The sequence below is a fragment of the Zoogloea sp. genome, assembly GCF_041914405.1.
In the GTDB taxonomy this organism is placed as follows: Bacteria; Pseudomonadota; Gammaproteobacteria; order Burkholderiales; family Rhodocyclaceae; genus Zoogloea.
On sequence record NZ_JAYSDK010000010.1, the window covers coordinates 13,962 to 39,047 of the forward strand.

The following is a 25,086-nucleotide window of genomic DNA, read 5'->3' on the forward strand; positions in this document are numbered from 1 at the left end:
CGTTCAGGCGGGCAGGTCGGCGGGGGTATCCACGTCGCGCAGGCAGCCCGCGTCGTCGGTCTCGATGGCAAGGAGGTCCGCCTTGTGGGCCGACAGAATCGCCCGCGCGCCCTCGTCGCCGGCGAGGCCCAGCAGTTCATCCCGCCAGCGGGCCGCGAAGCCGACCGGGTGGCCACGCCGCCCGTCGTGAAAAGGCGCCGCCAGCATCGCACCACCGCTGACGGCATCGACAACTCGGACGAGGGTATCGACTTGGAGGAACGGCATGTCGGCCAGCGCAACGACCCAGCCAGCCGCGTCGGCACTGGCCGCCACGCCGGCGGCCAGGCTGTGCCCCATGCCATCCGCCGCGGCCGGACAGAGGACCGTCTCCAGCCCTTCCGCCTGCAGCAGTCCGGCCAGTTCAAACTGCTCCGGGCGGAGCACCGCGATGCTTTGCGGGCAGGCTTCCCGCAGATGGCGCGCCGCGGCCACAGCGATCGGTGTGCCATCCGGCAGCAAATGCAGCAGCTTGTCGCCGCCAAAGCGCCGCCCCTGGCCCGCCGCGAGCAGCAGGCCGACCACCGCTCCCGTCACGGGCGCACGCCGCAGCCGACGCTGGCGACCGCGCTCGCTTCGGCGCGTGGAACGACAACGCCGTTCTTCACCGCGGTCATCTCGGCCAGGATGGACACCGCGATCTCCGGCGGCGTGCGGCTGCCGATATGGATGCCGATCGGCCCGTGCAGGCGCCCGACCTCCCCTTCCGACAGGTCGAAATACTTGAGCAGACGCTCCTTGCGCGCCGCGTTGTTCACCCGCGAACCCAGCGCGCCCACATAGAAGGCCGGCGACTTGAGCGCCTCCAGCAGGGCCATGTCGTCCAGCTTGGGGTCGTGGGTCAGCGCGACGATGGCGGTGTGGGGATCGGGCCCCATCGCCAGCACCGCGTCGTCGGGCATGCCGGCCACCAGCGGCGCGCCGGGCAAGTCCCACTCGACGGAATATTCCTCGCGCGGATCGCAGACGCTCACCGCGTAATCAAGCGCCTGGGCCATCGGCGCCAGGTAGCGGGCGATCTGCCCGGCACCGATGATCAGCAGGCGCCAGTGGGGGCCGTGGATCGTGCCCAGCCGGGTGCCATCCCACAGCAGGGCTTCGCCGCGGCAGGCATCCAGGATTCGCACCGCTCCGCTGTCCAGCTCGATCTCCCGACGCACCAGCTGGCCGGCCTCGATGCGCGTCGTCAGCTCGGCGAGCTGGGCCGCATCCGGCGCCGGCTCGACGACCAACTCCAGCGTACCGCCGCAGGGCAGGCCGAAGCGGTTGGCCTCTTCCCGCGTCACCCCGTAGCGCAGGACGAAGGGCTGGCTGCCGGCGATGCGCCCGTCCAGCATGCGGGCGATCATGTCGTCCTCGATGCAGCCGCCGGACACCGAGCCCTGCACCCGACCGTCGTCGCGCAGGGCCATCCAGGCCCCGGCCGGCCGGGGCGCCGAGCCCCAGGTCTGGGCGACGGTGACGAGGGCCGCCCGGTGTCCTTCCTCGCGCCAGCGGCGCAGCGCGGCGAGGACCTGGAGATCCTGACTGTCCATGCTTTGAACCTTTCCCTAAAAACCGACCACAGGGACGAATGCACTCGCCCCTGTGGTGAAGGTTGGAACCGCGCTCGCTCAGGCCTTCAGCTCATCGGAGCGGAAGGGCAGGCGAGTCAGCCACTTGCCGGTGGCGGCGGCGATCGCGTTGGCCACAGCCGGCGCCACCGGCGGCACGGCGGGCTCGCCGATGCCGGTCGGCTTCTCGGCAGACGGCACGATGTACACCTCGGTCTTCGGCATCTCGTTGATGCGGATCGGCGCGTACTCACCGAAATTGCCCTGCTCCACGACGCCATCCTTGAGAGTGATCTCGCCATGCAGCGCCGCCGACAGCGCAAAGCCCACCGAGCCTTCGACCTGGGCACGGATCACGTCCGGGTTGATTGCCACGCCGCAATCCACCGCGGTAACGACGCGATCGACGCGCAGACTGCCGTCGGCCTGCACCGTCACCTCGGCCACCTGGGCCACGTAGGAGTGGAAGGACTCATGCACCGCCACGCCGCGACCACGGCGCTCGCCCGGCTTGCCCTTGGCCAGCGGCGTGCCCCAGCCGGCCTTCTCGGCGGCCAGGCGCAGCACGCCGGCGTGGCGCGGATGCTTGTCGAGCAGCTTGAGGCGCAGGGCCACCGGGTCCTGCTTCGACTCGGCCGCCAGCCGGTCGAGGAAGGTCTCGGTGGAATAGGCAGTATGCGTCGAGCCCACCGAGCGCCACCACAGGACGGGCACCGTGATGTCGCTGGGCGTGTGCAGTTCGACCTGCAGGTTGGGGATGCCGTAGGGCAGCGTTGCCGCACCTTCCACCGACAGTCCATCGACGCCGTCCTTGATCATGAAGGCCTCGAAGGGCGAGCCCTTGGCGATGGACTGGCCGACCAGGCGATGGCGCCAGGCGCGGATCGAGCCGTCGGCATTCAGCGCAGCCTCCATCGCATGGTGGAACTGCGGCCGGTAGTAGCCGCCCTTCGTGTCGTCCTCGCGCAGCCACACCATCTTGACCGGCGCTCGGGTGCCGGCCGCCTTGACGATGGCAGCAGCCTCCTTGACGTAGTCGGAATCCTTGCAGGCGCGCCGGCCAAAGCTACCGCCGGCATACAGCATGTGGATGTTTACCTTCTCGGGCGGCAACCCGAACATGGCCGCCAGGTTGGCCTGGTCCACGGTCTGGAACTGCTCGCCGTTCCACACTTCAAGGCTGTCTCCGGTGAATTGCACGACGCAGTTCATCGGCTCCATCGCCGCGTGGGCGAGGTAGGGGAAGTCGTAGCTGGCCTTGACGATCTTGGCGGCGCCGGCCAGGGCCGCGTCCCCCTCGCCCTCCTTGCGGGCGATAAGGCCCGGGGTCTGGGCCAGCTCATGGTAGCGGGCGAAGATCTCCTCGCTGCCGAGCTTGAAGGCGGCGCTGTCGTCCCACTCGACGCTCAGCGCATCGCGGCCCTTCTTGGCGCTCCAGGTGTCCTTGGCGAGCACCGCGACGCCGTTGGGGATCGCCACCACATCGACGACGCCCTTGATCGCCTTGGTCTTGCTGGCGTCGAAGGATTTGACCTTGCCGCCGAAGCGCGGCGGGTGGGCGACCACCGCCACCAGCATGCCCGGCAGATGGACGTCCTGGGTGAACTGGGCCGTGCCGTTGGTCTTGGCGAAACTGTCCTTGCGCGGCGCATGCTTGCCGACGAGGCGGAAATCCTTCGGGTCCTTGAGGGCCACGGTGGCCGGCACGGCCTCGGCGGCGGCGGCATCGGCCAGCTCACCAAAAGTCGCCGTACGCTTGCTGGCCGCGTGGGACACGACACCGTCGCGCACGCTGATCTCGGCGGCCGGCACGTTCCAGCGCTTGGCGGCGGCGGCAACGAGCATCGCCCGCGCCACGGCGCCGGTCTGGCGCAGCTGTTCCCAGGAATTGGCCATCGCGGTGCTGCCGCCGGTGCCTTGCATGGGGCCGAAAGCCAGGTTGTTGTAGCGCTTGGCATCAGCCGGCGCGCCATCGACACGCACCTGCGACCAGGCGGCGTCGAGCTCTTCGGCAACGATGGTGGCCAGGCCGGTGTAGGTGCCCTGCCCCATTTCGAGGTGCTTGGAGATCACCGTCACCGAGTTGTCGGCGCCGATGCGCAGGAAGGGGGTCGGCTCGAAACTCGCGCCCGTACCGGCGGCGGCAGCCGTCTTCGCGCCCTTGGCGGCGAAAGCCGGCAGCGTGAGGCCGAGGGTCAAACCGGCGGAGCCTTGCAGAAAGTGGCGGCGGGAGAGGTTGTGAATGGTTTGGGTCATGTCGTCTCTCCTCAGGCCAGCGCCTTGGCGGCTTCATGGATGGCCGCGCGGATCCGCACGTAGGTGGCGCAGCGGCACAGGTTGCCGGCCATCGCAGCGTCAATGTCGGCGTCGGTGGGGTTCTTCTTGGTCTTCAGCAGGCCCACGGCGCTCATGATCTGGCCGGACTGGCAGTAACCGCACTGCACCACGTCGAGCTTGCGCCAGGCCTCCTGCACCGCCTTGCCGACGCGGGAGTTGTCGACGGCCTCGATGGTGGTGATCTTCTTGCCTGCCACGCTGGACACCGGCGTGATGCAGGAGCGGGTCGGCTGACCATCCACATGTACGGTACAGGCGCCGCACAGGCCGGCGCCGCAGCCAAACTTGGTGCCGGTGAGGAGGAGCGAATCGCGCAGTGTCCACAACAGCGGGGTGTCGGGGTCGACATCGGCGCGCTGGGGCTTGCCGTTCACATTGAGCTGGATCATGGTCTATCTCCGTGGGGTTGCCGGATTGTTCTGTGTTCAGGATGAGGGCGAACGGATTCGCCTACAGGCCTCGATTGACATGGCGAGGGCGAATAAATTCGCCTCCAAGTTCATCGGGAGTCCCGCCACCATGGACCAAAATGTAGCCCAGCCTCATCCGGAAGGCATTGCAGGATCCTGTGAGATTTTTGCCTAATCCTCCAGAATAGTGTCTCAACAGCTGCACACCCTCGCGTAAGACGATACCCTCGGCATCCTGGGCAGGAGGACCAAACCATGACCGAATCAGGCGTTTCCACTCAAGCGGCACCCTTTGCACTCGACGCTGCGCGTCTCGAACTGGCCGGGTTGATTGAACGATATTGCACCATGGACGGCCCCAATCCGACACCGATCGAGGGACTCAGCCTATTCCGGGCCTCCAGCACCAGCACACCCATCTGCGCTGTCTATCGCTCCGTGCTGGCGGTGGCGGCCCAGGGCACCAAGCGCCTGAGCCTTGCCGACGAAGCCTTCCAGTACGACAGCCAGCATTACCTGATCACCTCGGTGGATCTGCCGGTGATCGGCCAGATCACCGAAGCCTCACCCGAACGTCCCTATCTGTGCGCGGTGTTCGACATGGACCCCCGCAAGATCGCCGAGCTGGCCGGCACCATGCAGCTGGCACCGCTGCCGCCGGGGGCCGGCGCGCTCGGCCTCGGCGTCAGCCCGCTCACCACGCCGGTGATGGACGCCTTCCTGCGCCTGGTACGCCTGCTCGACACGCCGGACGACATCCCGGTGCTGGCCCCGCTGCGCGAACAGGAACTGCTCTACCGCCTGCTCACCGGCGCCCAGGGCCAGCGCCTGCGCAGCATCGCCGCCACCGACAGCCAGGGCCACCGCACCGCCCGCGCCATCGACTGGATCAAGGGCAACTTCGACCAGCCTCTATCCATCGACGCGCTGGCCGACGCGGTCAACATGAGCAAATCGTCCCTGCACCACCACTTCAAGGCACTCACTGCGATGAGTCCGCTGCAGTACCAGAAGCAGATTCGCCTGCAGGAAGCCCGCAAGATGATGCTCACCGAGGCTATCGACGCCGCCACCGTGGCGCGCCGCGTCGGTTACGAGAGCCCGTCCCAGTTCAGCCGCGAATACCGCCGCCTGTTCGGCGCCCCACCGCTGCGGGACATCGCGCGGATGCGCTGAATCCACCGGGGTCTGTGGGGGCGAATTCATTCGCCCCCACGGCCACCTGGAACGGAGGAGGACTACGCACAGGGGTGAATCAATCCGCCCCTACAGGAAACGCCCCGTCATCATAGGCTTCACAGTACGTCTTCCAGTCCTTGCGCAGCCGGTCACTGCATTCGTCGGCGGCGGCCAGCAGTGCCTTGCGCCACTTGCCGGCGCCGAAATCGATAAGCGCATCGGCAATCGCCGAGCCGCTGCGCCCACTGCTGCGCAATTGGGCACTGGCGACGATGGCGCCCATCGTACCGACGACGCCGCGGATCGCATCGAACCCGGAGCGGGACTCTTCAAGCACCACCCGGTCCTCGGTCGGCTGCAGGCCACGCAGGATGTAGGAGCGCTTGCCCATTTTGACTGGCTGCAGGAAGGCCATCGACACCGCCTGCATGCGCCGTTGCACCGTCACGACCCGCGCCGCCTCGGATTTCCAGGCCGGTTGCGGCGTCTTCAGATAAGGCACCAGCGACGAGGGCAGCGCCTCCTTCAGATCAACCAGGTAGTTGCCGTCCGGCGAGCCCTTGCCGCGGACCAGGATCACGAAGCGATCCACACCCAGGCTGCCGTTTCCGGCAATCCGCCGGGCCACGTCGAGGACCTCGTAGAAGTGCGGATCGGCCTGGGACTCGGCCAGTTCACCGATCAGTTTCGTTACCTTGTCGCGCTGCTTGTCGGTAACCGGCAGCGCCTTGCCGTTATCCAGGCGCAGGTGGCGACGCTTGCCCTTGAGCTCCGTCCGGCCGTCCAAAAAGGCCGGGCGCAGTCGCCCGTGCAAGCCATCGAGGAGATGGCGGACCAGGCCGCTGGCGGTGTCCCGCTCAACCCAGCCGGCCTTGCCGGCAACCAGCGTGGCCCGATAGGCGTCGAGGAATTCGTCGCACAGTTCACCGGCCTGCTTCTTCTTCACCTCCATCGCCGCAGCGCCGATCTGCAGGCTGGTCAGGAAGCGCACCAGATCCCAGCTGGCCGGCGCCAGCGCGGACTCATCGAAATCATTAAGATCGAAATAGACCAGCCGGTTGTCGCCCTTGTAGCTGCCGAAGTTCTGCAGATGCAGGTCGCCGCAGCTCCACACCGGCGGCGCGCTGGAAAACAGCGGGGAATCCGGCAGGCGCCGGTAGAACAGGTGGCAGGTGCCGCGCAGGAAGACGAAGGCGCTCGCCCGCATGTTGCGGTACTTGAGCACCAGGCGGTCCGGATCGCGGCCGGCATTGAAGCCCAAGATCTGTTCAACGACGTCGCTCATATCCGTATAACCTTCCTGTTCATCGAATCGTGCCAAGCATACGCCCGCCACCCCTAGTGGCGATGCCCGTCGTCGGGCATCTCGCGGGGCTGGCGTACAGACGGCGATTTCTCCATCAGCTTCATACGGGCGATGCGAACCTCACAGTCGCCGGGCACCGTCGCGCACAGACTGGCGTCATCGATGCGCAGCTTCTTCTGCGTGGCACGGAAGCGCTGCAGGAAGGCCGATGCAGTGTCCTGCGCGCCGCGCATGCCGAGGCGCGCCGAATTGAGTGCGCCGACGAAACCGAAATACTCGATGCCCAGGCGTCGCGGCCCGGCCTTCTTCTCCTCGGCGAGCAGCCCCGTCAGGCAGGCTTCGTAGGCAAAGGTGTCATGGTGGATCAACCGGTAGCAGCGACCCTGGGCATCCAGCGCGGCCTCGGCAATCCTGCCCGGCAGTGCAGGATCCGGGGCGCCGGCGATGGCAGCAGGCAAGCCTAGTGCCAGCAGGAAGGCAAGCAAATGTCTCAGCACGGAATCACTCCCTCAAAACAAGCCGGGGCGACAACGCCGCCCCGGTCGAAAAGGCCGGTACGCTGCCGGCTCCACAAGATGCTTGTTATTAATTCAGGCGGGTGACGCGCGGCGCCGGCGGCGCCAGGTTGAGGTTCTTCTTCATGAAACCGACGAAGGCGTCGATGTCGATGACGCCACTGCTGGTGATGTTGGTGCCGCTGGTGGTGACCACCGAGAAGTTGTCGCCCGGCCCCGGGGCCATGAAGCTGTTCAGGGTGACCCGGTAGGTCTTGCTCATGTCCATCGCCACGCCGTTGAGCTTGAGGGAACCAGCCACCACCCGATTGCCGCTGCCAACCGCGGCACCGGCCGGCTTGGAGGCATCCCAGGTGTAGCTGAAGGTGCTGCTCGGCTGGAGCATGCGGCCGCAACCGTTGGCGCCGGTCTTGGCGGAACAGTTGGGGGCTTCCCATTGCTGCTCCAGCAGGCGGACGATCTGCGCGCCGGTCAGATCCACGGTGGCCAGCGTGTTACCGAAGGGCGCCACGGTGAGCAGATCACCGTAAGTCACAGCACCGCCGTTCTTGTAGATCAGGTCGGCACGCACGCCGCCCGGATTGATGAAGGCGATGTCGGCCTGCGGCCCGCCCGACAAGTACACGTCGGCCATCACGTCGCCCATCGGGCCTTCGGCGGTTTCGTCTCGGGTGGGGGTGGCGGTATTGGAGAGCAGGGCCCGCTTGATGTCGGCGGTGATCGAGCCCACCACCTGGTTCTTCAGCGTGGCCGCGAGACTGACGTAGGACTGCACCGCCGCGTCGATGGCTGCATCCTTGGCAAGGATCGCGTAACCCGCCGGCGCCGTGATGTTGAGATCGTTGATGACCGGCACGGTGTTAGCCGCCACGCTGGTGACGCCCGTGCCCGGCACGATGGTCAGGTTGATGTCGGTGACCGCGCTGCCGTAGAAACCGGTGGAGGTCAGCAGCTTGCCGTTGCGCTTGCAGACGTACTCCTGGTGCGTGTGGCCACTGACCACCACATCCACGTCCTTGCCGAGGGCATCGACGACGGGAAGGATGTCGCCTGACAGGTTCGGACAGCTCTGGTCGTTGAGGGTGGACGCCGTGGTCTGGCCGCCCTGATGGATCAGCACCACCACCGCATCGACGCCGTCCTTCTTGAGCTGGGCGGCATAGCTGTTGATGGTGCTCGCCTCGTCGAGGAAGTTCAGGCCGGCGACGCCGGTAGAAGTCACCACTGCCGGCGTGCCCTTCAGGGTCAGACCGATGAAGCCTACCGAGGCCTTGCCGAACTTCTTCACATAGGTCGCCGGGAACAGGGTCTTGCCGCTGGCGGTATCCACCACGTTGGCAGACAGCCACTTGTAGCTGGCGCCCGGGAAAACGCCGCCGTTGATACAGGTGTCCTTGCCGACGGTGCCGCCGACGTAGCAGCCGCCGTTCTGCAGGCGCTGCAGCTCGCCCTTGCCGTGGTCGAACTCGTGATTGCCAACCGAAGTCACTTCGAGGCCGATCTTATTGAGGATGTCCACGGTGGCTTCGTCGTGAGTCAGCGTGGACGTGACCGGCGAGGCGCCTACCATGTCGCCGGCGCCGACGACGATGGTGTTGGCGTTGCTGGCTCTCAGCTGCTTGATCAGCGTCGCCAGGTAGGCCGCGCCGCCTGTGCGGACGGTGGTGCCGGCGGCATTGGCCGGATCCTTCAGCACGACGGAGCCACCGTTGTTGGCGGCTGGCACTTCGATGTTGCCGTGGAAATCGTTCATGGCGATCACCTTGACGGTGACCGGATCGGGTGGATTGCTGGAACTGCCGCCACAGGCCGCCAGCGCCAGCATGGAACTGGCCGCCAGCCAGGCAGCCAGTTTCTTGACAGGGAATTGCATCGGTCTTCCTCGGAAGGTCAGGGGTCAGCCGTAACCTTGCCGAAGGAATATGACCTACCGATTAAGAGAACCTATTTCGGGTTTTCAGAGCAGCCAGTTCACCGCTTCCAGGCCGACCCGGCACAGGAAGGCGATGCCCAGCGCCAGCGCCACGGACAGGCCGATGGAGAACAACGCATCACGCCGGCCGATGGTCTTCAGCATCACTGCAAAGGTGGACACGCAGGGCACGTAGAAGGTCAGGAAGACCAGGAAGGTGGCGATCTGCACCCAGTCGAGCAGCGGCGCGATGTCCTGGGTGCCGAGGGCCTGGTAGACCATCAGCAGGGACAGCTCCTTGCGCAGCACACCGAACAGGATCGGCACACCGAGAGCCACCGGCAGGCCGAGCCACCAGTGGGTGACGGGAAGCAGCAACGTGTTGACCACCGCGTCGGCACCGAAGTGGGCCAGCAGCGCCAGCACCACGCTCCCCAATACCAGCAGTGGCGTGACGATGGTCAGGATGTCGCTGGTGCGCTCCCAAGTGATCGTCAGCAGGCGCCGCCACTGGGGCAAAGCATAGGGCGGAATGGCCTGGATCATGCCCGGGCTGGCCTGCACATAGCGACGGGTCAACAGCTTGCCGGACACCGCGATGATCATCATGGTCAGCAGGAAGATGCCAAGCACCCCTTCCCAACCCAGATATTTCCCGCCGATCGCCAGCACGATGGCCGAGCGCGCCGAGCACGGCACGAAGGTGATCAGCAGCGACGCGACGATACGTTCCCGCCCCGACGAGGTGGCTGCCACCGCCGACAGGGCCGGTACATTGCAACCGAGCCCGAGCAGGAAGGGCACCGCCACACCGCCGTGCAGGCCGATGCGGTGGAAGCCCCGGTCCACCACGAAGGCGACCCGGTGCATGATGCCGGACTCCTCCAGGCTCACCAGCAGCAGCACCAATGGCAGCATGTAGGGCACCACGATACCGACCAGGCCGACCAGGCCGTCGGCAACCGCCCGGCCGACCACGCCGAGGGTGGTATCCGGCTCCCACTCGCCAACCCACGCCGCCAACGGTGCCGAAGTGATCGAGTCGAGGGTCGTGCTGACCTCGAAGACCATGAACAGCACCAGCGCGAACACCGCCAGCGTGCCGATGAAGCCCCACTGGGGATGCAGGAAGATCCGGTCCAGCGCCCGCTTCCAGCCGGCCTTCTCAGCAGCGTGGCCGAGGCGGGTGACCTGCTCATGCAGGGCCGCGGCGCGGTAGTGGCGGTCGGCAAACAGTTCCTCGGCCAGCGGGCGCGGCAGATGCCGCGCGGCTTCGGCGCGAGCCTCCGCAATGGCCGGCAGCAGCCCCGGGAACAGGCGCGCCATCTCGGCAGTGAAGTAGGTGTTGTCCTTGGCGAGCTGAGTCAGCAGCAGCGAACGCGGCACCGGAAAAGCCGCTTCGACCTCCGGCTTATCGAGAATCGCATTGAGCCCGGCCAATGCCTTGACCAGATGAGGCCCGGGCAGTTGCGGCAGCGGGCAGGTCTTGCTACGTACCGCATTGAGCGCCGCTTCGAACAGCGTGGTAATGCCCTTGCCCATGTGCGCAACGGTGGGCACGACGGGAACGCCGAGTTCGGCGGAAAGGGCTTCCACGTTGATGTAGATGCCGCGCTCGCGCGCTTCATCGAGGCGATTGAGGGCGATCACCAGCGGCTTGCCGAGCTGGCACAGCTCCTGGGCGAGCGCCAGGTTGGGCTCCAGCGCGGTGGCGTCGACCACCTGGATCAACACGTCGGGGGCCTTGAAGCCGCCTTGGCCCGGTTCGCCGCGCAGCAGTGCCATCAGCAGCAAGCGGTCGGCGTCGTCGAGATCGTGCAGCGTGCGCAACGGCGGTAGATCCACCAGGGAAGCCTGCTCCAGGCCGACATTCACCTGGCAGGCATCGAAACCGAGAGCGCTGCCGTCGAGCCGGCCGGACTCGACCGCAGTGCTGGAGGCTGCCTGGAAAATCGTGCTCTTGCCGGTGTGGGCCAGGCCGACCAGCGCAACCTGCGGCCGGCGGGCTCCGCGCAGCAGCTTGGTCGGCAGGGCGATGGTGGCAACTGCGGGGGCAGCGGCGTTCATGCGCAAGCCCTCCCCGTGGCTGGGGACCGGGCCGGCCCCGCCGGAGTGCGCTGCTGTCCTGGAGTACGAATCATCGGGAACCGCCGAATGCAGATCAGTTGCGCCGATTATAGGTACAAATAAGAATTGTTCGCAAATGAATTCCCGGCAGCACCGGCACCGGGGTTTGCCCCACGTCAGCGCTCAGACGCGCAGGCCGGCGCGGGTCATCATCAGCAGGGCCTGGGCCCGGCTGGTCACCCCGAGGGAGCGCAGGATCGCCGACACATGAACCTTGACCGTCCCTTCCGACAGCCCGAGGAATTCGGCGATATCCCGGTTGGACTTACCCTGGGCCACCAACTCCAGCACGCGCCCCTGGGCGGCGGTCAGCTGGAAGCGTTCTGCGAAGGCCTGGCTGGCGCGCCGGTTGCGGTTGCCGTCATTGCCGCCGATGGCCGAATCCGGCGTGAACACACCGCCAGCCAGGATGGTCCGCACCGCCTCGATCAGCGTATTGCTGGGGCTGGCCTTGGAGACGAAGCCGGATGCCCCGGCCTTCATCGCCCGCTGCACCGACTCCCGGTCATCGAGGGCTGATACCACCAGCGCCGGCACGTCGGGAAAACGCTTGGCGATCACGCCGAGCAGCGAGAAGCCGTTGATCTCCGGCAGCATCAGGTCAACCACCAGCAGGTCGCAGTTCGGATCGGCCTCCAGCAGGGCCAGCGCGTCGGTGGCGTTGCTGGCCTGTTCGCAGTGCACGTCCTCCGCCACCTGGGCGAGGGTCAGGGCCATCGCCTCGCGCACCAGCACGTGGTCTTCAATAATCAATATGCGTGTTTGCATCATCACAAATCGTTAAATTGGACGGCTGTCCGCAATCCGAACGAGTTTAGCCTACCCAGCGTGCAACAAAACGTAGAAAATCCGGCCTCCGGGCCGAAACGGCACGACGACCATGCCGATATTCCAGTTTTCTGCCCGCCGCCTCATCACTTTCCTGTTGCCTGCAATCGGGATACCCGTTTCGGGCACATCGGCTGCGGCGACCAGTGAAGCCGCCTACCTGGACGACCTGCCGGTCATCCTGTCGGCCAGCCGCCTGTCCCAGGCCCAGGCCGATGCGCCAGGGGCGGTGACGATCATCGACCGGGCCATGATCGCGGCCTCCGGCGCCCGCAACATCAATGAGCTGTTCCGCGTGGTGCCCGGCTTCCAGGTCGGCATGCACACCGGCAACCAGCCTCTGGTGAGCTACCACGGCCTGTCCGACGAAGCGCCACGGCGCATGCTGGTGCAGGTGGACGGACGCTCGGTGTACTCGCCGTACTTCATTGCCGGCGTCGAATGGAACCAGCTCGGCGTGGACATCGACGACATCGAGCGCATCGAGGTCTTCCGCGGCTCCAACTCGGCGGCCTACGGCAGCAACGCCTTCCTCGGCGTCGCCAACATCATCACCCGCGCCCCCTCCGAAACCCTCGGCACCCGTGTGCGCTACCGGGGCGGCAGCGACGGCATCAATGACATCGGTGTGCGCGTCGGCCAGCAACTGGGCGACGTGGACCTGCGCCTCAGCGTGGCCCGCAACTATGACCGGGGCTTCTCGGACATCAACGACTGGCGCCGCTATGAACTGGCGACCCTGCGTGCCGACTGGGCGCCCAACCGGGTGGACCAGTTCGAGTTCCAGGCCGGCTGGACGCGCAACGCACTGGGCATCGGCAAAGACAACAACCTCACCGACCCGGAGCGGGACAGCAGCATCGGCAGCGGCTTCGGCCTGCTGCGCTGGCGCCACGCGCCCGCCCCTGACGAAGAGCTGAGCGTCACCTATTACCACCAGGAGGAGTCAGGGCAGGACAGCTTCACCACCAACGTGCCGATCCGCCCGGCCCAGTCGCGCCTGCCGGTCACGATCAACATCCCGTTGCTGATCGACTACGGCTTCAAGGCAGTCCGGGACGACATCGAAATCCAGCGCATCGCCCATCCGAGTCAAACCCTGCGCGCGATGTTCGGCGCCGGCGCACGCGTGGACCAGATCCACGCCCCCCTGCGCTTCAACACCGACGAGACCATGCGGGTGGCCGTCAACCACCTTTTCGGCACCCTCGAATGGCGGGCATCGCCGCGCTGGCTGTTCAATGCAGGGGCCATGCTGGAGAACAACGCCCTCACCGGCACATCGCTGGCGCCTCGCCTCTCAGCCAACTATCATATGACGGAAGCGCAAACCTGGCGGCTGGCCGCCAACCGTTCATATCGGAGTCCCATGGCGTTCGAGCAGAAATCCAGCATGATCTTCGTGAACTCCGCCCCCATCGCCACGCCCCGCTTCACGATCCCCACCGGCACGCCGATCTCCCAGACCTTCCGTCCATCCCCCGATCTGCGCGCCGAGCGGATCACCACGTATGAGCTGGGCTATCTCGCCGAGCTGCGGCCGCTGGCCACCACCTTCGACGCACGCCTGTTCCTCGAACAGGCCCGCGACCTGATCGAGATGCGGCTGGAGAACTCCACCATCGGCCTGCTGCCCCGCGACAACACCCGCTACTTCGCCAACAGCGGGCGGGCTGACATCCGCGGCCTCGAACTCAGCGCCACCTGGCGGCCGGCCCCGGCCACCTGGCTGTCGGCCCAGCACACCGAACTGCGCATCGACGGCCCCGGCGACGCCTCCACCGCCACCGCCGCCAACCCGAGTGGCTGGGTCGAATACACCGCCCCCAGGCACAGCTCGTCGCTGTTCGGCGCGTGGGAGTTCCATCCGCGCTGGCAGATCAGCGCCACCCACACCTGGATTGGCTCGATGAGCTGGTATCAGGACGGCGCCCACCGGGTCGCCAGCTACCGCCAGCTGGACCTACGCCTGGCCCACCGCCTGCCGCCCTCGCTGGCCCGTGGCGACATCGCGATCGCGGCCCAGAACATCGACGGCGTGGATCAGACCTATGCACCGCGGACCTCCGCCTGGGGCAGCCGGGTGTTCTGCACCCTCGGACTCGAATTCTGATCCTCGATGGGGCGCCTGCGACTCTTCCTCTGCGCACTCTGTGCGGCCCTGCTGGTCGCAGCCCTCCCCGTCCACGCGGCGCAGGTGGCTCTGGTCCTGTCTGAGGAAGGCGGCGCCTTCAGCGAGGCCGCCGACGCGGTCTCGTCCGAACTGCGCAGCGCCGGCCACCGCATCCAGACCATCATCACGCCCTTGCGTGCCGAAGACGGCGCCGCCCTCAACGCCAGCGCACTGATCGTCACCTTCGGCACCCGTGCCGCGCAGACCATCGCCAGCCTCGCCCCGCGCAGCCTGCTGCTGCACACCCTGCTGCCGCGCAGCGCCTATGACCGCCTGCCCCAGCGCGGCGAGGACGGGCGACGCACGTCCGCAGTATTCATCGACCAACCAGCCGGCCGGCAGATCGAACTGCTGCGCCTCGCCCTGCCCGACTGGTCGCGGGTAGCACTGATCGTCGGCCGGGAAAGCAGCGAACTGGGCGCGCGCCTGCAGGCCAACGCCCGCGAACGGCGCCTCCGCCCGGTGCTCGAACAGGTCGGCGACGAGAGCGACCTTTACCCGACCCTGCAGCGCGTGCTGGCCGAGCCGACCATCCTGCTGGCCATCCCTGACTCGGCCCTCTACAACAACCGCACGATCTCCAACATCCTGCTCACCGCCTACCACCACCGCTCGCCGGTGGTCGGCTTCTCGCCCGCCTACGTCAAAGCCGGCGCGCTGCTGGCCCTGTACAGCACGCCGGCGCAGATCGGCCAGCAGGCCGGTGAAACCGCCCGCCACGCCCTCGCCAGCGGCAACCTGCCGGCCGCCAGCGCCCCGCGCTACTTCCACGTCGGCACCAACCCCTACGTGGCGCGTTCCCTCGGCATCAACCTGGAAGACGCCAACACCCTGCGCGAGCGCCTGGAGCGCTGGGAGAACACCCAGTGATCCGCCCTGAAGACTGGGATATCCGCCCCCGCGCGATCCTGATCGCCATGCTGCCGACCGTGGTAATGGCCACGGTGCTGATCGCCTATTTCACCACCAGCCGCCTGTCTGACCTCGAGGAAGCCCACGTCCAGCGCGGCAAGGCACTGGCCCGCCAGCTCGCCGCGGCCAGTGAATACGGCGTTTTTTCCGGCAACCAGGACAACCTGCGCAAGCTCGCCAACTCCATCCTGCAGGAGAAGGACGTGGTCCGCGTAGCGGTCTTCAGTCCCCAGCAGGAAGTGCTCGCCGACAGCAGCCGGTCGCTCCAGACGACCGCGGTGAATCTCGTCCCCCACGAGAACAACGCCCCGCTGCGCTTCCGCGAGCCCGTGGCCGGGCCGGGAGTCAGCCTCGACGATCCCTTCCTGGACAGCACCACGGCCTCCGCCGCCATCCAGGAAACCCGCCACGGTGAAGTGCTCGTGGAGATGAGCCGCGAGTCCCTGCGTGCCGAGGAAAGCCGCCTGCTGCGCAACGCCTTCCTGATGGTGGTGACGGTCCTGCTGGCCAGCGTCGCGCTGGCCATGCGCATGAGTCGCGGCATCTCCGGCCCCATCCTGCGCGTCGCCAGCGCGGTCGCCAGCTTCGGCCAGGGCAATTTCTCGGCACGGGTACCGGTGGAGGGAGGCAAGACCCTCAGCACCCTGGCCGCCGGTGTCAACGAAATGGCCGACCGGCTCGGCGCTTCGCAAGAAGACCTGCAGCGCCAGATCGACGCCGCCACGTCGGAGCTGAAAGAAAAGAAGGAAGAAGCCGAACAGGGCAACCGCGCCAAGACCCGCTTCCTCGCCGCAGCCAGCCACGACCTGCGCCAGCCGATGCACGCGCTCGGCCTGTTCGTCGCCGAACTGGGCCAGAAGCCCCACGCCCCCGACACCCGCCGCCTCGTCGAGCAGATCGCCGTCTCCGCCGAGACCATGGAGAACCTGCTCGACAGCCTGCTCGACATCTCGCGCCTCGACGCCGGCGTGCTCGACCGCCAGATCAAGCCTTTTCCGCTGCAGCCCCTTTTCGAACGCATCGACGTGGATTACCGGCGCGAGGCGGAAGTGCGCAAACAGCGCCTGCGCCTGCGCCCAACGCCTTTGTGGGTCGAGAGTGACCCCCTGCTCCTCGAACGCATCCTGCACAACCTGATCAGCAACGCGCTGCGCTACGCCCCGCGCGGTACCATCCTCCTGGCAGCCCGCCGACGCGGCCAGCGGGTGCGCATCGAAGTCCGCGACAACGGCCCCGGCATTGCACCGGAAGCCCAGGAGGCGATCTTCCAGGAATTCGTCCAGCTGGATAACCCGGAGCGCAACCGCGCCAAGGGGCTTGGCCTCGGCCTGGCGATCGTCCGCCGCCTGACCAATCTGCTGCAGCACCCGCTGTCACTGCACTCCCTGCCCGGCAAGGGCGCCTTGTTCGCGATAGAGCTCCCGCTCGCCACCCCGGTGACTGCGTCCGACCGCCACGCACCGCCAGCGCCCCACTCCTTCCAGGGCCTCCACGTGGCGCTGGTGGACGACGATGAACTGGCCCTTGCCGGTACCACCGGCCTGCTCGAGTCCTGGGGCTGCCAGGTCAGCGCCGCGACCAGCCCCGACGCGCTGCTCGCCACGCTGGCTGGGCAAGCGCCGCCGGACGTACTGGTATGCGATTACCAGAGCGGCCGGGAGCACATCGGCCCGGCCATCGTCACCCACCTGCGCGGCCATTTCAGCCGCCCCGTTCCGGCCATCCTGCTGAGCGGCGACACTTCCACGGAAGTTGCCGGCGAGGCCCAGCAGGCCGGCATCCCGCTGCTCCACAAGCCGGTCCGTCCAGCCAAGCTGCGCGCCCTGCTGCAGCGCAAAACCCAAGCCTGATGCAGGCCTGCGACGCATCGGTTACTATCCCTGCGTCGATGACATATCCAAATAGGGGGAGAACGATGAGCACCGAGAACAAGGCGCAGGACCCGATGGAGTTCATGCGCAGCATGTGGAGCAAGATGGGCTTCAGCCTGCCCGGGATGGTCACCCCGACGCTGGACGTGGATGAGCTGGACAAGCGCATCGCCGACATGAAGGCCGTCGAGAACTGGCTCAAGATGAACCTCAGCTCCCTTCAGATGGCGACCCAGGGCCTCGAGATGCAGCGCGCCACCATCGCCACCATGCAGGCCATGAGCAAGCTGGCCGCCGAGGGCGGCAAGGCTCCCGAGGGTGAAGCCTCCCAGCCCAACCCCTTCGCCAGCTCCATGTGGCCATGGAACCTGATGCAGAACGCCGCCGAACAGGCTAAGGCCAAGGCCGAGGCTGCTCCGGCCCAGGCCTCGCCGGCGAAGAGCAAGGCCAAGGACGGCAAGTAAGACTCGACGGCGGGGCGCCCGGCGCCCCTCGCACCGGGGGCGCTAAGGCCCCCAGTGCGTCAGCACCGCAAGCCAGCCCGTCAGCGTGACGGCAGCCGCCACCGTCGTGGCGGAAATCAACCAGGCCACACCCAATCCATCACCGCCCATGCGCATCGCCAGGATGTAGGCTGACGATGCGGTCGGCAACGCGGCGAACAACACTGCAACGGTGAAACTCACCCCCGCCAGCCCTACCAAGCCAGCCAGCCCCCAGGCAATCGCCGGCAGCACCAACAGCTTCAGCCCACATAAGTAGAGCAGCCCAGGCCAGCCGCCCTCGTGACGGCCGCCGCGCAAGGCGGCTCCCACCGCCAGCAGGCCCAGCGTCACCGCCGCATCGGCAAGGCGCTGCAAGAAAGGCAGCGTCGGCGCCGGCAACACGCCGCCCGCCAGGTTGAACAGCAGCCCGGCCACGGTGGCGAGGATCAGCGGATTGCGCGCCAGCTCCCGCCACAGCCGGCCCTGGCCGTGGTGGGCCAGCAGGCCGACCGCCGCCATATTGGCAAAGGGCACCATCGCCCCACACAGGGCCCCCATCGTGGCCACCCCGGTCGCCCCGGCCACCTTCCCTGCCACTGCAATGCCGATATAGGTGTTGAAGCGGTAGGCGCACTGCACCCGCGATGCGAACGCCATCGGCCCCAGCCCCATCAGTGGGCGGGCGAGCAGCGCCAGCGCAAAACCACTCGCCAGAGTTGCCAGACCGACCGCGAACAGCGGCGCCATCGCCGACAGCTCGACGGACGCGCGGGCAAGCGCATTGAAGAGCAGCGCCGGAAACAGCACGAAATACACCAGGCGCTCAACGCCCGGCCAGAAACCCTCACCAAAACGACCATAACACCGCAAAGCGGCGCCAAGGGCAATCAAAGCGAAATCGGGCAACAGCAGCAGGAAGCTCTGCATCGCGGTTCAGGACCGGAAACACGGAAGGGCATGCATCCGGCGGAGTGTGCCAGAAGTCGTGACGGCGAAGCCCCCAACAGCTCGCTACTCGTAGCTGCGCAGATCCTCGATCAGCTTGCCGTCGTTGGGCAGGCTGCCCGGTGCGCAGAAGCACACTTCGCCGCGCAGCTTGGTGAGTTCGCGCAACGAAGCAGCGATGGCCTCGGTGAGCCCGTCCGGCGTGCCCGCCGCCTCGCAGTGCAGGATCATGCGGTCGATCTGGGCCGGGTTGTCCACCACCAGCCGTCCGCGGCCGAGCTCCGGGTGGCGCTTGAGCACAGCAGCCACCTGGCCCGGATGGACGAACATGCCCTTCACTTTGGTGGTCTGGTCGGCCCGCCCCAGCCAGCCTTTGATGCGCGTATTGGTACGGCCGCAGGGCGAGATGCCTGGCAGCAGCGCCGACAGGTCGCCGGTGCCGAAGCGGACCAGCGGATATTCCGGGCTGAAGCTGGTCACCACCACCTCCCCGACCTCGCCGGGCGCCACCGGATCGCCGGTGCCCGGGCGCACGATCTCGAGCAGGACGTCCTCGTCGAGCACCAGCCCGTCCCGCGCAGGGGTTTCGTAGGCGATCAGGCCCAGGTCGGCGGTGGCATAAGCCTGGTAGGCCTGGATACCGCGGGCCGCCAGCGCATCCCGCAGGCTGGGCGGAAAGGCCTCGCCGGACACGAAGGCCTTCCGCAGGCTCGTCACCGACACGCCCAGTTCGTCGGCCTTGTCGAGGATGATGCGCAGGAAAGACGGTGTGCCGGCATAGCCGGCGGGGCGCAGATCGGCGATCGCCGCCACCTGCATCTCGGTCTGGCCTACGCCGGCGGGGAACACCGTGCAGCCCAGCGCGTGAGCTGCCGTCTCCATCATCGAGCCGGCCGGCGTGAAGTGGTAGGAAAAAGTGTTGTGCACCAGGTCACCTGGGCGGAAGCCCGCCGCATAGAAGGCCCGCGCCAGGCGCCAGTAATCCTTGCGCGCCCCCTCCGGCTCATAGATCGGCCCCGGCGACGCGAACACCCGCGCACAGTGCTTGCCCCAGCCCACCGTCGCCAGACCGCCGAAGGGGCGGTCGCGGCGCTGCAGCGCGACCAGCTCAGACTTGCGGATCACCGGCAGTTTCGCCAGCACCTCGCGGCTCGTCACCGACGTCGGATCCACATCCCGCAACAGCTCGCCCAAGGCCGGCGCATGGGCGCGGGCATGGGCGATCTGCGCCGGCAGCGCGGCCAGCAGGTCCCGCTCCCGTTCGGCAGGAGGGCGGATTTCACGGGTGTCGTGGTAATTCATCGTGGCTCCATGCATGTTTGCGTTCGGCGGCGCGCAGGCTGCGCGGGCTCAGGATTTTGTCATACCAACACCCTTGAGACATACCACGTGGGGGCGAATTCATTCGCCCCCACCGAGCCCCTTCGGAAACGTCTGGCCCTCACGACAGCCAGCGCTTGCGCCGGCGGTAGTGCTTCACGTCGCGGAAACTCTTGCGGCCCTCGGCGGACAGACCAAGGTAGAACTCCTTCACGTCCTCGTTGTTGCGCAGTTCATCCGCCGCGCCCTCCATCACGACGCGGCCGTTCTCCAGGATGTAGCCGAAGTCGGCATAGCGCAGCGCCACCATGGTGTTCTGCTCGGCGAGCAGGAAGCTGACCTTCTCCTTACCGTTGAGGTCCTTCACGATCTCGAAGATTTCCTCGACGATCTGCGGCGCCAGGCCCATCGACGGCTCGTCGAGGAGGATCATCTCCGGCCGGGCCATCAGCGCGCGGCCGATGGCGCACATCTGCTGCTCGCCACCTGACGTGTAGCCGGCCTGGGAACTGCGCCGGGTCTTGAGGCGCGGGAAGTAGCTATACACCCGCTCCAGGCTGTCGCGCAGCTCGGCGCGGGACTGGCGGCGCGTATAGGCACCGGTCAGCAGGTTCTCTTCGATGGACAGGTGGCCGAAGCAGTGGCGCCCCTCCATCACCTGGATTACCCCGCGCCGCACCAGCTCTGCCGGTGTCATGCGGTCGATGCGGTCGCCCTTGAACTCGATCGAGCCCTTGGTCACATCGCCCCGCTCGGCGCGCAGCAGGTTGGAGATGGACTTCAACGTAGTGCTCTTGCCCGCGCCGTTGGCCCCCAGCAGCGCGACGATGCGGCCCTCGGGCACCTCCAGCGAGACGCCCTTGAGCACCAGGATCACGTGGTCGTAGATGACTTCGATGTTGTTGAGGCTGAGATAGGACATGGGGGGCCTCAGCCTTCCTTGCTGCAGTCCCGCGGCTTGATACCCTTCTCCTTCGCGTAGGCGGCGGCCGACTCCTCGATCATGCCACGCACCAGCGGGCGGTCGGACTCGACCCAGTCGGAGATCACCTTCCACTGGCTACCGTCCCATTGCTGGAACTTCACCACACCCGGCCCTTCGTGGTCGGCGCAGCTGATCTTCAGCGACGGCAGGAAACCGGTCGCCCCCAGCGCTTTCAAGCGCGCTTCGTCGAGGTTCAGATTCTCGAAGCCCCAGCGTACCTGCTCGCCGGTCAGCGCCTTGCCCTTGCCGAACTTCTCCTGGGCCTTGCGGATCGCCTCGACGGTGATCAGCCCATGCACCACGCCGCGGTTGTAATACACCGAGCCGATGCGGGCCTTGTCCTCCATGTTGCCCTTGCCCTTGCCGTAGACGAACTTCTTGATGTCGGCGACCACCGGATAATTGGCACCGGCCACGTTGAAACCGGCGGCAATGAAGCCCTTGGCCGCCGGCCCGGCCGGGATGGTGTCCTCCTCGGCACCAGACCACCACACGCCGATCATCTTCTCGCGCGGATAGCCGACCTTCGCGGCCGCCTTGAGGGCCGTCGGGTTCATCACTCCCCAGCCCCACAGGATCACGTAGTCGGGCTTGAGCTGGCGCAGTTGCAGCCACTGGGACTGCTGCTCGTTGCCCGGATGGGCGACTGCGATCTTGCTCAGCTCGAAGCCGTGCTTGGCGGCCAGCCTGTCGAGGACCGCATGGGACTCCTTGCCGTAGGCCGAGTCGTGGTAGAGCAGGCCGATCTTCTTGCCTTTGAGCTTGTCCATGCCCCCCTCCTTCGTGCCGATGAAGTTCACGATGGCGGAGGCCTGGGACCAGTAGGTGGTGATCAGCGGAAAGACCCACGGAAAAATCCGCCCGTCGGCGGCGTCAGTACGCCCGTAGCCGATCGTCACCACCGGGATCTTGTCCTGGGCGGCCTTGTCGAGCACCGAGTAGGTGATGCCGGTGGACACCGGCTGGAACACCGTGTTGCCGGTGCTGCCCTTCTTCTTCAGGCGCTCGTAGCACTCCACACCGCGGGCATTGTTGTACTCAGTCTCGCACTCTTCCCAAGTCAGCCTGACGCCATTGATGCCACCATCCCGCTCGTTGATCAGCTGCATGTAGTCGATCCAGCCACCGAAGACCCCCGAGCCGCCGGACGCATAAGGGCCAACCCGATAGCTCGGCAGGCCAATGAACTGTTCCTCGACGGCCCCCGCCACGGAGGAGGCCAGCAGGCCGGCGATGGCCGCGCCCAGCAGGACGGTGTGCTTCAGTTTCATGGTGTGTCTCCTCTTGTAGGTATGAGGTGGCGCTTCAGTGCGGGAAGGGCCACAGGCGCAGCTTTTCCTTGGCGATCTGCCACAGGCGCGCCAAGCCATGGGGTTCCACGATCAGGAAGAAGATGATCAGCCCGCCGAAGATGATGAGTTGCAGGTTGGACACAAAGCCGGCCCCGAGCGCATCGCCGAACAGCGCCGGCACCAGGTTGTCGAGCAGGATCGGCAGCAGCACGATGAAGGCCGCGCCCAGAAAGGCGCCCATGATCGAGCCGACACCACCGATGATGATCATGAACAGGATCTTGAAGGACAGGTCGAGGTTGAAGCCCTCCGGCTCGACGGTGCCGATGTAGGTGTAGGCGTACAGCGCGCCGGCCACGCCGCAGTAGAAGGAGCTCACCGCGAAGGCCAGCAGCTTGGTGCGCATCAGGCGGAAGCCGATCACCTGGGCCGCCACGTCCATGTCGCGCACCGCCATCCAGGCACGCCCGGTGGCCGAGCGCACCAGGTTCTTGGCGGCCAGTGCCAACACTGCGACGACGGCGAAGGTCAGCACGTACTTGGCCTCCGGCGAGACAAAGCGATAACCGAGGATGCTCACCTCCTGGGCCGTCACCACCCCCGACGAGGAATGGTTAGAGAACCACGGAAACTTGACCAGCACCCACACGATGAAGAACTGGGCCGCCAGCGTCGCCACCGCCAGGTAAAAGCCCTTGATGCGCAGGCTCGGCAGGCCGAACAGCACCCCCACCAGCGCCGCCGCCAGCCCCGCCAGCACCAGTGCCAGCAGGAAGGGCATGCCGTCCCCCCGCAGGATGAAGTTGTAAGCGGCAAAGGCCCCCACCGCCATGAAAGCCGCCGAGCCGAGGGACAACTGGCCCGCGTAGCCGGTCAGGATGTTGAGGCCGATGGCGGCCAGCGAGAAGATCAGCACCGGCGTGAGGATCGCCTTCAGCCAGTACTCGTTGGCCAGCAGCGGCACTGCCACGCCGAACACGAGCATCAGCAGCGCGAAGCCGATCCGGTCTTGGCGGATCGGGAAGATCCGCCCGTCCTCGGCATAGCTGGTCCTGAACTGCCCGCCCACGCGGTAACGCATTCCACCCCCCCCCCTCTCCCGGTGGGGGCTAATTCATCCGCCCACAGTCGCTTGAACAAAGTCCGCGGGCTAATGAATTCGCCCCAACGGGTCAGACCCGGTCGATATGCCTCTCGCCGAACAGGCCTTCCGGCCTCACCAACAGGAAGGCCAGCGCCAGCATGTAGGGGAACCACCCCTCGATGCCGCCGCCGACCAGCGGCCCCACATACACTTCGGCCAGCTTCTCGGACGCACCGATGATCAACCCACCGACGATCGCGCCGGGCACCGACGTAAAGCCGCCAAGGATCAGCACCGGCAGCGCCTTCAGCGCGGTGAAGGTGAGCGCGAACTGCACGCCGTTGCGGGCGCCCCAGATCATCCCGGCCACCAGCGCCACAAAGCCGGCCACTGCCCACACCACGCGCCAGATCGTCTGCAGCGGAATGCCGATGGACAGGGCTGCCTGATGGTCGTCGGCCACCGCCCGCAGCGCGCGACCGACCTTGGTGTACTGGAACAAGGCCGCCAACAGGGCCACCAGAGAGGCGGCCACGCCGGCCGCGAAGAGGTCGAACTTCGACACGCCGATGCCGTAGTCGTCCATCAGCCAGGCGATCGGCTCATCGACGATGCCCAGCTCGAGGCCACGCACGTTGGCGCCCCAGGTCATCTGAGCCAGCCCCTCCACCACGTAGGTGAGCCCGATGGTGGCCATGAACAGGGTGATCGGCGGCTGATTGACCAGCGGCCGCAGCACGATTCGCTCGGTGGCAATGCCGAGCACCACCATCGTCGCGAAGGCCAGCAGGAAGGACAGCCAGAACACCGGCGCACTGCCGGCCTCCATACCGAAACGGGCCGGCAGCACTTCCTGGAAACCGACGAAGCTCAGCGCGGCGAAGAACACCATCGCCCCCTGCGCAAAGTTGAACACCCCCGACGCCTTGTAGATCAGCACAAAGCCGAGTGCCACCAGCGCATACATCACACCGGACAGCAGGCCGCCAATCAGCACCTCGATGAAGAACTGCATGCCCTGTCCCTCAGTGGGCTGCGCCCAGATACGCTGCAATGACTTCGGGGTTGCCCTTGACCTCGTCCGGCAGGCCGTCGCCGATCTTGCGGCCATAGTCGAGGACCACCACCCGGTCGGAGATGTCCATCACCACGCCCATGTCGTGCTCGATCAGCACGATGGTGGTGCCGTAGTGGTCGTTCACATCGAGGATGAAGCGGCACATGTCCTGTTTCTCCTCCACGTTCATGCCGGCCATCGGCTCGTCCAGCAGCAGAATGTGCGGCTCGGCGGCCAGCGCGCGGGCCAGCTCGACGCGCTTCTGCAAGCCGTAGGGCAGGCGGCCGACCGGCGTCTTGCGGATGGACTGGATCTCCAGGAACTCGATGATCTCCTCGACCTTCAGGCGGTGGGCAGCCTCCTCCCGCTGGGCAGCGCCCCAGTAGAAGGCGTGCTGCAGGAAGTTGCAGCGCATCTTCAAGGCCCGCCCGGTCATGATGTTGTCGAGCACCGTCATGCCCTTGAACAACGCGATGTTCTGGAAGGTGCGGGCAATGCCCTGCTCGGCCGCCCGGTGGGGCTCCATCCGCCGGCGCAGCGTGCCGCGGAAATAGATCTGCCCTTCCTGCGGGTGATACACCCCGTTGATCACGTTGAGCATGGAGCTCTTGCCGGCCCCGTTGGGACCGATGATCGAGCGGATCTCGTGCTCCCGTACATCGAAGCTGATGTCGGTGAGCGCCTTTACACCGCCGAAACGCAGGGAGATATTGCGCAGGTCGACGATCACGTCGCCGCTTTGCCGGGCCATCGCGT

The 25,086-nt window shown here is 66.7% G+C and carries 21 protein-coding genes; 5 read left to right on the forward strand and 16 right to left on the reverse strand.

Going from position 1 to position 25,086, the window contains the following annotated elements; genetic code table 11:
- Window positions 1–3 precede the first annotated feature (3 nt).
- From ACE3RX_RS08025 to ACE3RX_RS08040, 4 genes are all read right to left on the reverse strand, one after another.
- The gene (locus ACE3RX_RS08025) at window positions 4–576 is read right to left on the reverse strand and encodes an NTP transferase domain-containing protein (RefSeq protein ID WP_374482126.1); all 573 of its coding nucleotides are present in this window, start codon (window positions 574–576) and stop codon (window positions 4–6) included.
- Window positions 573–1,574: an XdhC family protein gene (locus tag ACE3RX_RS08030; protein ID WP_374482128.1), complete on the reverse strand. Its 1,002-nt coding sequence runs from the start codon at window positions 1,572–1,574 to the stop codon at window positions 573–575. The genes ACE3RX_RS08025 and ACE3RX_RS08030 overlap by 4 nt, the downstream gene beginning before the upstream one ends.
- 78 nt (window positions 1,575–1,652) lie before the next feature.
- Window positions 1,653–3,848, reverse strand: a complete 2,196-nt coding sequence (locus ACE3RX_RS08035) for a molybdopterin cofactor-binding domain-containing protein (protein ID WP_374482130.1) — start codon at window positions 3,846–3,848, stop codon at window positions 1,653–1,655.
- Between the two features lie 11 nt (window positions 3,849–3,859).
- Window positions 3,860–4,318 carry a (2Fe-2S)-binding protein gene (locus ACE3RX_RS08040; protein WP_374482132.1) on the reverse strand — a complete coding sequence of 153 codons (459 nt, stop codon included), beginning with the start codon at window positions 4,316–4,318 and terminating at the stop codon, window positions 3,860–3,862.
- A 276-nt stretch (window positions 4,319–4,594) separates the two neighbouring features.
- On the opposite strand from ACE3RX_RS08040, the gene ACE3RX_RS08045 reads away from it, so the two are divergent.
- On the forward strand, window positions 4,595–5,515 hold the full coding sequence (locus tag ACE3RX_RS08045) for an AraC family transcriptional regulator N-terminal domain-containing protein (protein WP_374482134.1): 921 nt from the start codon (window positions 4,595–4,597) through the stop codon (window positions 5,513–5,515).
- A gap of 79 nt (window positions 5,516–5,594) precedes the next feature.
- Here the strand turns inward: ACE3RX_RS08045 and ACE3RX_RS08050 are convergent, their stop codons facing one another.
- The 5 genes from ACE3RX_RS08050 to ACE3RX_RS08070 all read right to left on the reverse strand — a co-directional run bounded on the left by ACE3RX_RS08050 (window position 5,595) and on the right by ACE3RX_RS08070 (window position 12,149).
- The gene (locus ACE3RX_RS08050; protein ID WP_374482136.1) at window positions 5,595–6,803 is read right to left on the reverse strand and encodes a DUF2252 domain-containing protein; all 1,209 of its coding nucleotides are present in this window, start codon (window positions 6,801–6,803) and stop codon (window positions 5,595–5,597) included.
- Between the two features lie 53 nt (window positions 6,804–6,856).
- Window positions 6,857–7,321 (reverse strand): hypothetical protein, encoded by a 465-nt coding sequence (locus tag ACE3RX_RS08055; RefSeq protein WP_374482138.1) that lies wholly within the window; start codon window positions 7,319–7,321, stop codon window positions 6,857–6,859.
- Window positions 7,322–7,409: 88 nt separating this feature from the next.
- Entirely contained in the window at window positions 7,410–9,212 is a 1,803-nt protein-coding gene (locus ACE3RX_RS08060) for a bifunctional UDP-sugar hydrolase/5'-nucleotidase (protein ID WP_374482140.1), read from the reverse strand.
- Window positions 9,213–9,296: 84 nt separating this feature from the next.
- Window positions 9,297–11,318 (reverse strand): FeoB small GTPase domain-containing protein, encoded by a 2,022-nt coding sequence (locus ACE3RX_RS08065; protein WP_374482142.1) that lies wholly within the window; start codon window positions 11,316–11,318, stop codon window positions 9,297–9,299.
- 183 nt (window positions 11,319–11,501) lie between these two features.
- Window positions 11,502–12,149: a response regulator transcription factor gene (locus tag ACE3RX_RS08070; RefSeq protein ID WP_374482144.1), complete on the reverse strand. Its 648-nt coding sequence runs from the start codon at window positions 12,147–12,149 to the stop codon at window positions 11,502–11,504.
- A 109-nt stretch (window positions 12,150–12,258) separates the two neighbouring features.
- Here ACE3RX_RS08070 and ACE3RX_RS08075 point away from each other — a divergent pair, with 109 nt between their 5' ends.
- The 4 genes from ACE3RX_RS08075 to ACE3RX_RS08090 all read left to right on the forward strand — a co-directional run bounded on the left by ACE3RX_RS08075 (window position 12,259) and on the right by ACE3RX_RS08090 (window position 17,626).
- Entirely contained in the window at window positions 12,259–14,319 is a 2,061-nt protein-coding gene (locus tag ACE3RX_RS08075; RefSeq protein WP_374482146.1) for a TonB-dependent receptor plug domain-containing protein, read from the forward strand.
- Window positions 14,320–14,325: 6 nt separating this feature from the next.
- Entirely contained in the window at window positions 14,326–15,249 is a 924-nt protein-coding gene (locus ACE3RX_RS08080) for an ABC transporter substrate-binding protein (protein ID WP_374482148.1), read from the forward strand.
- Entirely contained in the window at window positions 15,246–17,141 is a 1,896-nt protein-coding gene (locus ACE3RX_RS08085) for an ATP-binding protein (RefSeq protein ID WP_374482150.1), read from the forward strand. Before ACE3RX_RS08080 ends, ACE3RX_RS08085 begins: the two co-directional genes overlap by 4 nt.
- A 65-nt stretch (window positions 17,142–17,206) precedes the next feature.
- A complete protein-coding gene (locus tag ACE3RX_RS08090) occupies window positions 17,207–17,626 on the forward strand; it encodes a PhaM family polyhydroxyalkanoate granule multifunctional regulatory protein (protein WP_374482152.1) in 420 nt (139 codons plus the stop codon).
- Between the two features lie 42 nt (window positions 17,627–17,668).
- Here ACE3RX_RS08090 and ACE3RX_RS08095 read toward each other — a convergent pair whose 3' ends face one another.
- The 7 genes from ACE3RX_RS08095 to ACE3RX_RS08125 all read right to left on the reverse strand — a co-directional run bounded on the left by ACE3RX_RS08095 (window position 17,669) and on the right by ACE3RX_RS08125 (window position 25,081).
- Window positions 17,669–18,574 carry an AEC family transporter gene (locus tag ACE3RX_RS08095; protein WP_374482154.1) on the reverse strand — a complete coding sequence of 302 codons (906 nt, stop codon included), beginning with the start codon at window positions 18,572–18,574 and terminating at the stop codon, window positions 17,669–17,671.
- 84 nt (window positions 18,575–18,658) lie between these two features.
- Window positions 18,659–19,894: a phenylacetate--CoA ligase family protein gene (locus ACE3RX_RS08100; protein WP_374482156.1), complete on the reverse strand. Its 1,236-nt coding sequence runs from the start codon at window positions 19,892–19,894 to the stop codon at window positions 18,659–18,661.
- 139 nt (window positions 19,895–20,033) lie between these two features.
- A complete protein-coding gene (locus tag ACE3RX_RS08105; RefSeq protein ID WP_374482158.1) occupies window positions 20,034–20,834 on the reverse strand; it encodes an ABC transporter ATP-binding protein in 801 nt (266 codons plus the stop codon).
- A gap of 8 nt (window positions 20,835–20,842) precedes the next feature.
- Window positions 20,843–22,168, reverse strand: a complete 1,326-nt coding sequence (locus ACE3RX_RS08110; RefSeq protein WP_374482160.1) for an ABC transporter substrate-binding protein — start codon at window positions 22,166–22,168, stop codon at window positions 20,843–20,845.
- Window positions 22,169–22,202: 34 nt separating this feature from the next.
- Window positions 22,203–23,270, reverse strand: coding sequence for a branched-chain amino acid ABC transporter permease (locus tag ACE3RX_RS08115; RefSeq protein ID WP_374482162.1), 1,068 nt, complete (start codon window positions 23,268–23,270; stop codon window positions 22,203–22,205).
- 91 nt (window positions 23,271–23,361) lie between these two features.
- Window positions 23,362–24,288, reverse strand: a complete 927-nt coding sequence (locus ACE3RX_RS08120; RefSeq protein WP_374482164.1) for a branched-chain amino acid ABC transporter permease — start codon at window positions 24,286–24,288, stop codon at window positions 23,362–23,364.
- Window positions 24,289–24,298: 10 nt separating this feature from the next.
- Window positions 24,299–25,081 (reverse strand): ABC transporter ATP-binding protein, encoded by a 783-nt coding sequence (locus tag ACE3RX_RS08125; RefSeq protein ID WP_374482166.1) that lies wholly within the window; start codon window positions 25,079–25,081, stop codon window positions 24,299–24,301.
- Window positions 25,082–25,086 lie beyond the last annotated feature (5 nt).

Bases quoted from the DNA above. Each gene is read 5' to 3' on its own strand.
- ACE3RX_RS08030 (WP_374482128.1), bottom strand. From the start codon at position 1,574: ATGGACAGTCAGGATCTCCAGGTCCTCGCCGCGCTGCGCCGCTGGCGC.
- ACE3RX_RS08035 (WP_374482130.1), bottom strand. From the start codon at position 3,848: ATGACCCAAACCATTCACAACCTCTCCCGCCGCCACTTTCTGCAAGGC.
- ACE3RX_RS08040 (WP_374482132.1), bottom strand. From the start codon at position 4,318: ATGATCCAGCTCAATGTGAACGGCAAGCCCCAGCGCGCCGATGTCGAC.
- ACE3RX_RS08045 (WP_374482134.1), top strand. From the start codon at position 4,595: ATGACCGAATCAGGCGTTTCCACTCAAGCGGCACCCTTTGCACTCGAC.
- ACE3RX_RS08050 (WP_374482136.1), bottom strand. From the start codon at position 6,803: ATGAGCGACGTCGTTGAACAGATCTTGGGCTTCAATGCCGGCCGCGAT.
- ACE3RX_RS08060 (WP_374482140.1), bottom strand. From the start codon at position 9,212: ATGCAATTCCCTGTCAAGAAACTGGCTGCCTGGCTGGCGGCCAGTTCC.
- ACE3RX_RS08065 (WP_374482142.1), bottom strand. From the start codon at position 11,318: ATGAACGCCGCTGCCCCCGCAGTTGCCACCATCGCCCTGCCGACCAAG.
- ACE3RX_RS08070 (WP_374482144.1), bottom strand. From the start codon at position 12,149: ATGATGCAAACACGCATATTGATTATTGAAGACCACGTGCTGGTGCGC.
- ACE3RX_RS08075 (WP_374482146.1), top strand. From the start codon at position 12,259: ATGCCGATATTCCAGTTTTCTGCCCGCCGCCTCATCACTTTCCTGTTG.
- ACE3RX_RS08080 (WP_374482148.1), top strand. From the start codon at position 14,326: ATGGGGCGCCTGCGACTCTTCCTCTGCGCACTCTGTGCGGCCCTGCTG.
- ACE3RX_RS08090 (WP_374482152.1), top strand. From the start codon at position 17,207: ATGAGCACCGAGAACAAGGCGCAGGACCCGATGGAGTTCATGCGCAGC.
- ACE3RX_RS08095 (WP_374482154.1), bottom strand. From the start codon at position 18,574: ATGCAGAGCTTCCTGCTGCTGTTGCCCGATTTCGCTTTGATTGCCCTT.
- ACE3RX_RS08100 (WP_374482156.1), bottom strand. From the start codon at position 19,894: ATGAATTACCACGACACCCGTGAAATCCGCCCTCCTGCCGAACGGGAG.
- ACE3RX_RS08105 (WP_374482158.1), bottom strand. From the start codon at position 20,834: ATGTCCTATCTCAGCCTCAACAACATCGAAGTCATCTACGACCACGTG.
- ACE3RX_RS08110 (WP_374482160.1), bottom strand. From the start codon at position 22,168: ATGAAACTGAAGCACACCGTCCTGCTGGGCGCGGCCATCGCCGGCCTG.
- ACE3RX_RS08115 (WP_374482162.1), bottom strand. From the start codon at position 23,270: ATGCGTTACCGCGTGGGCGGGCAGTTCAGGACCAGCTATGCCGAGGAC.
- ACE3RX_RS08120 (WP_374482164.1), bottom strand. From the start codon at position 24,288: ATGCAGTTCTTCATCGAGGTGCTGATTGGCGGCCTGCTGTCCGGTGTG.
- ACE3RX_RS08125 (WP_374482166.1), bottom strand. From the start codon at position 25,081: ATGGCCCGGCAAAGCGGCGACGTGATCGTCGACCTGCGCAATATCTCC.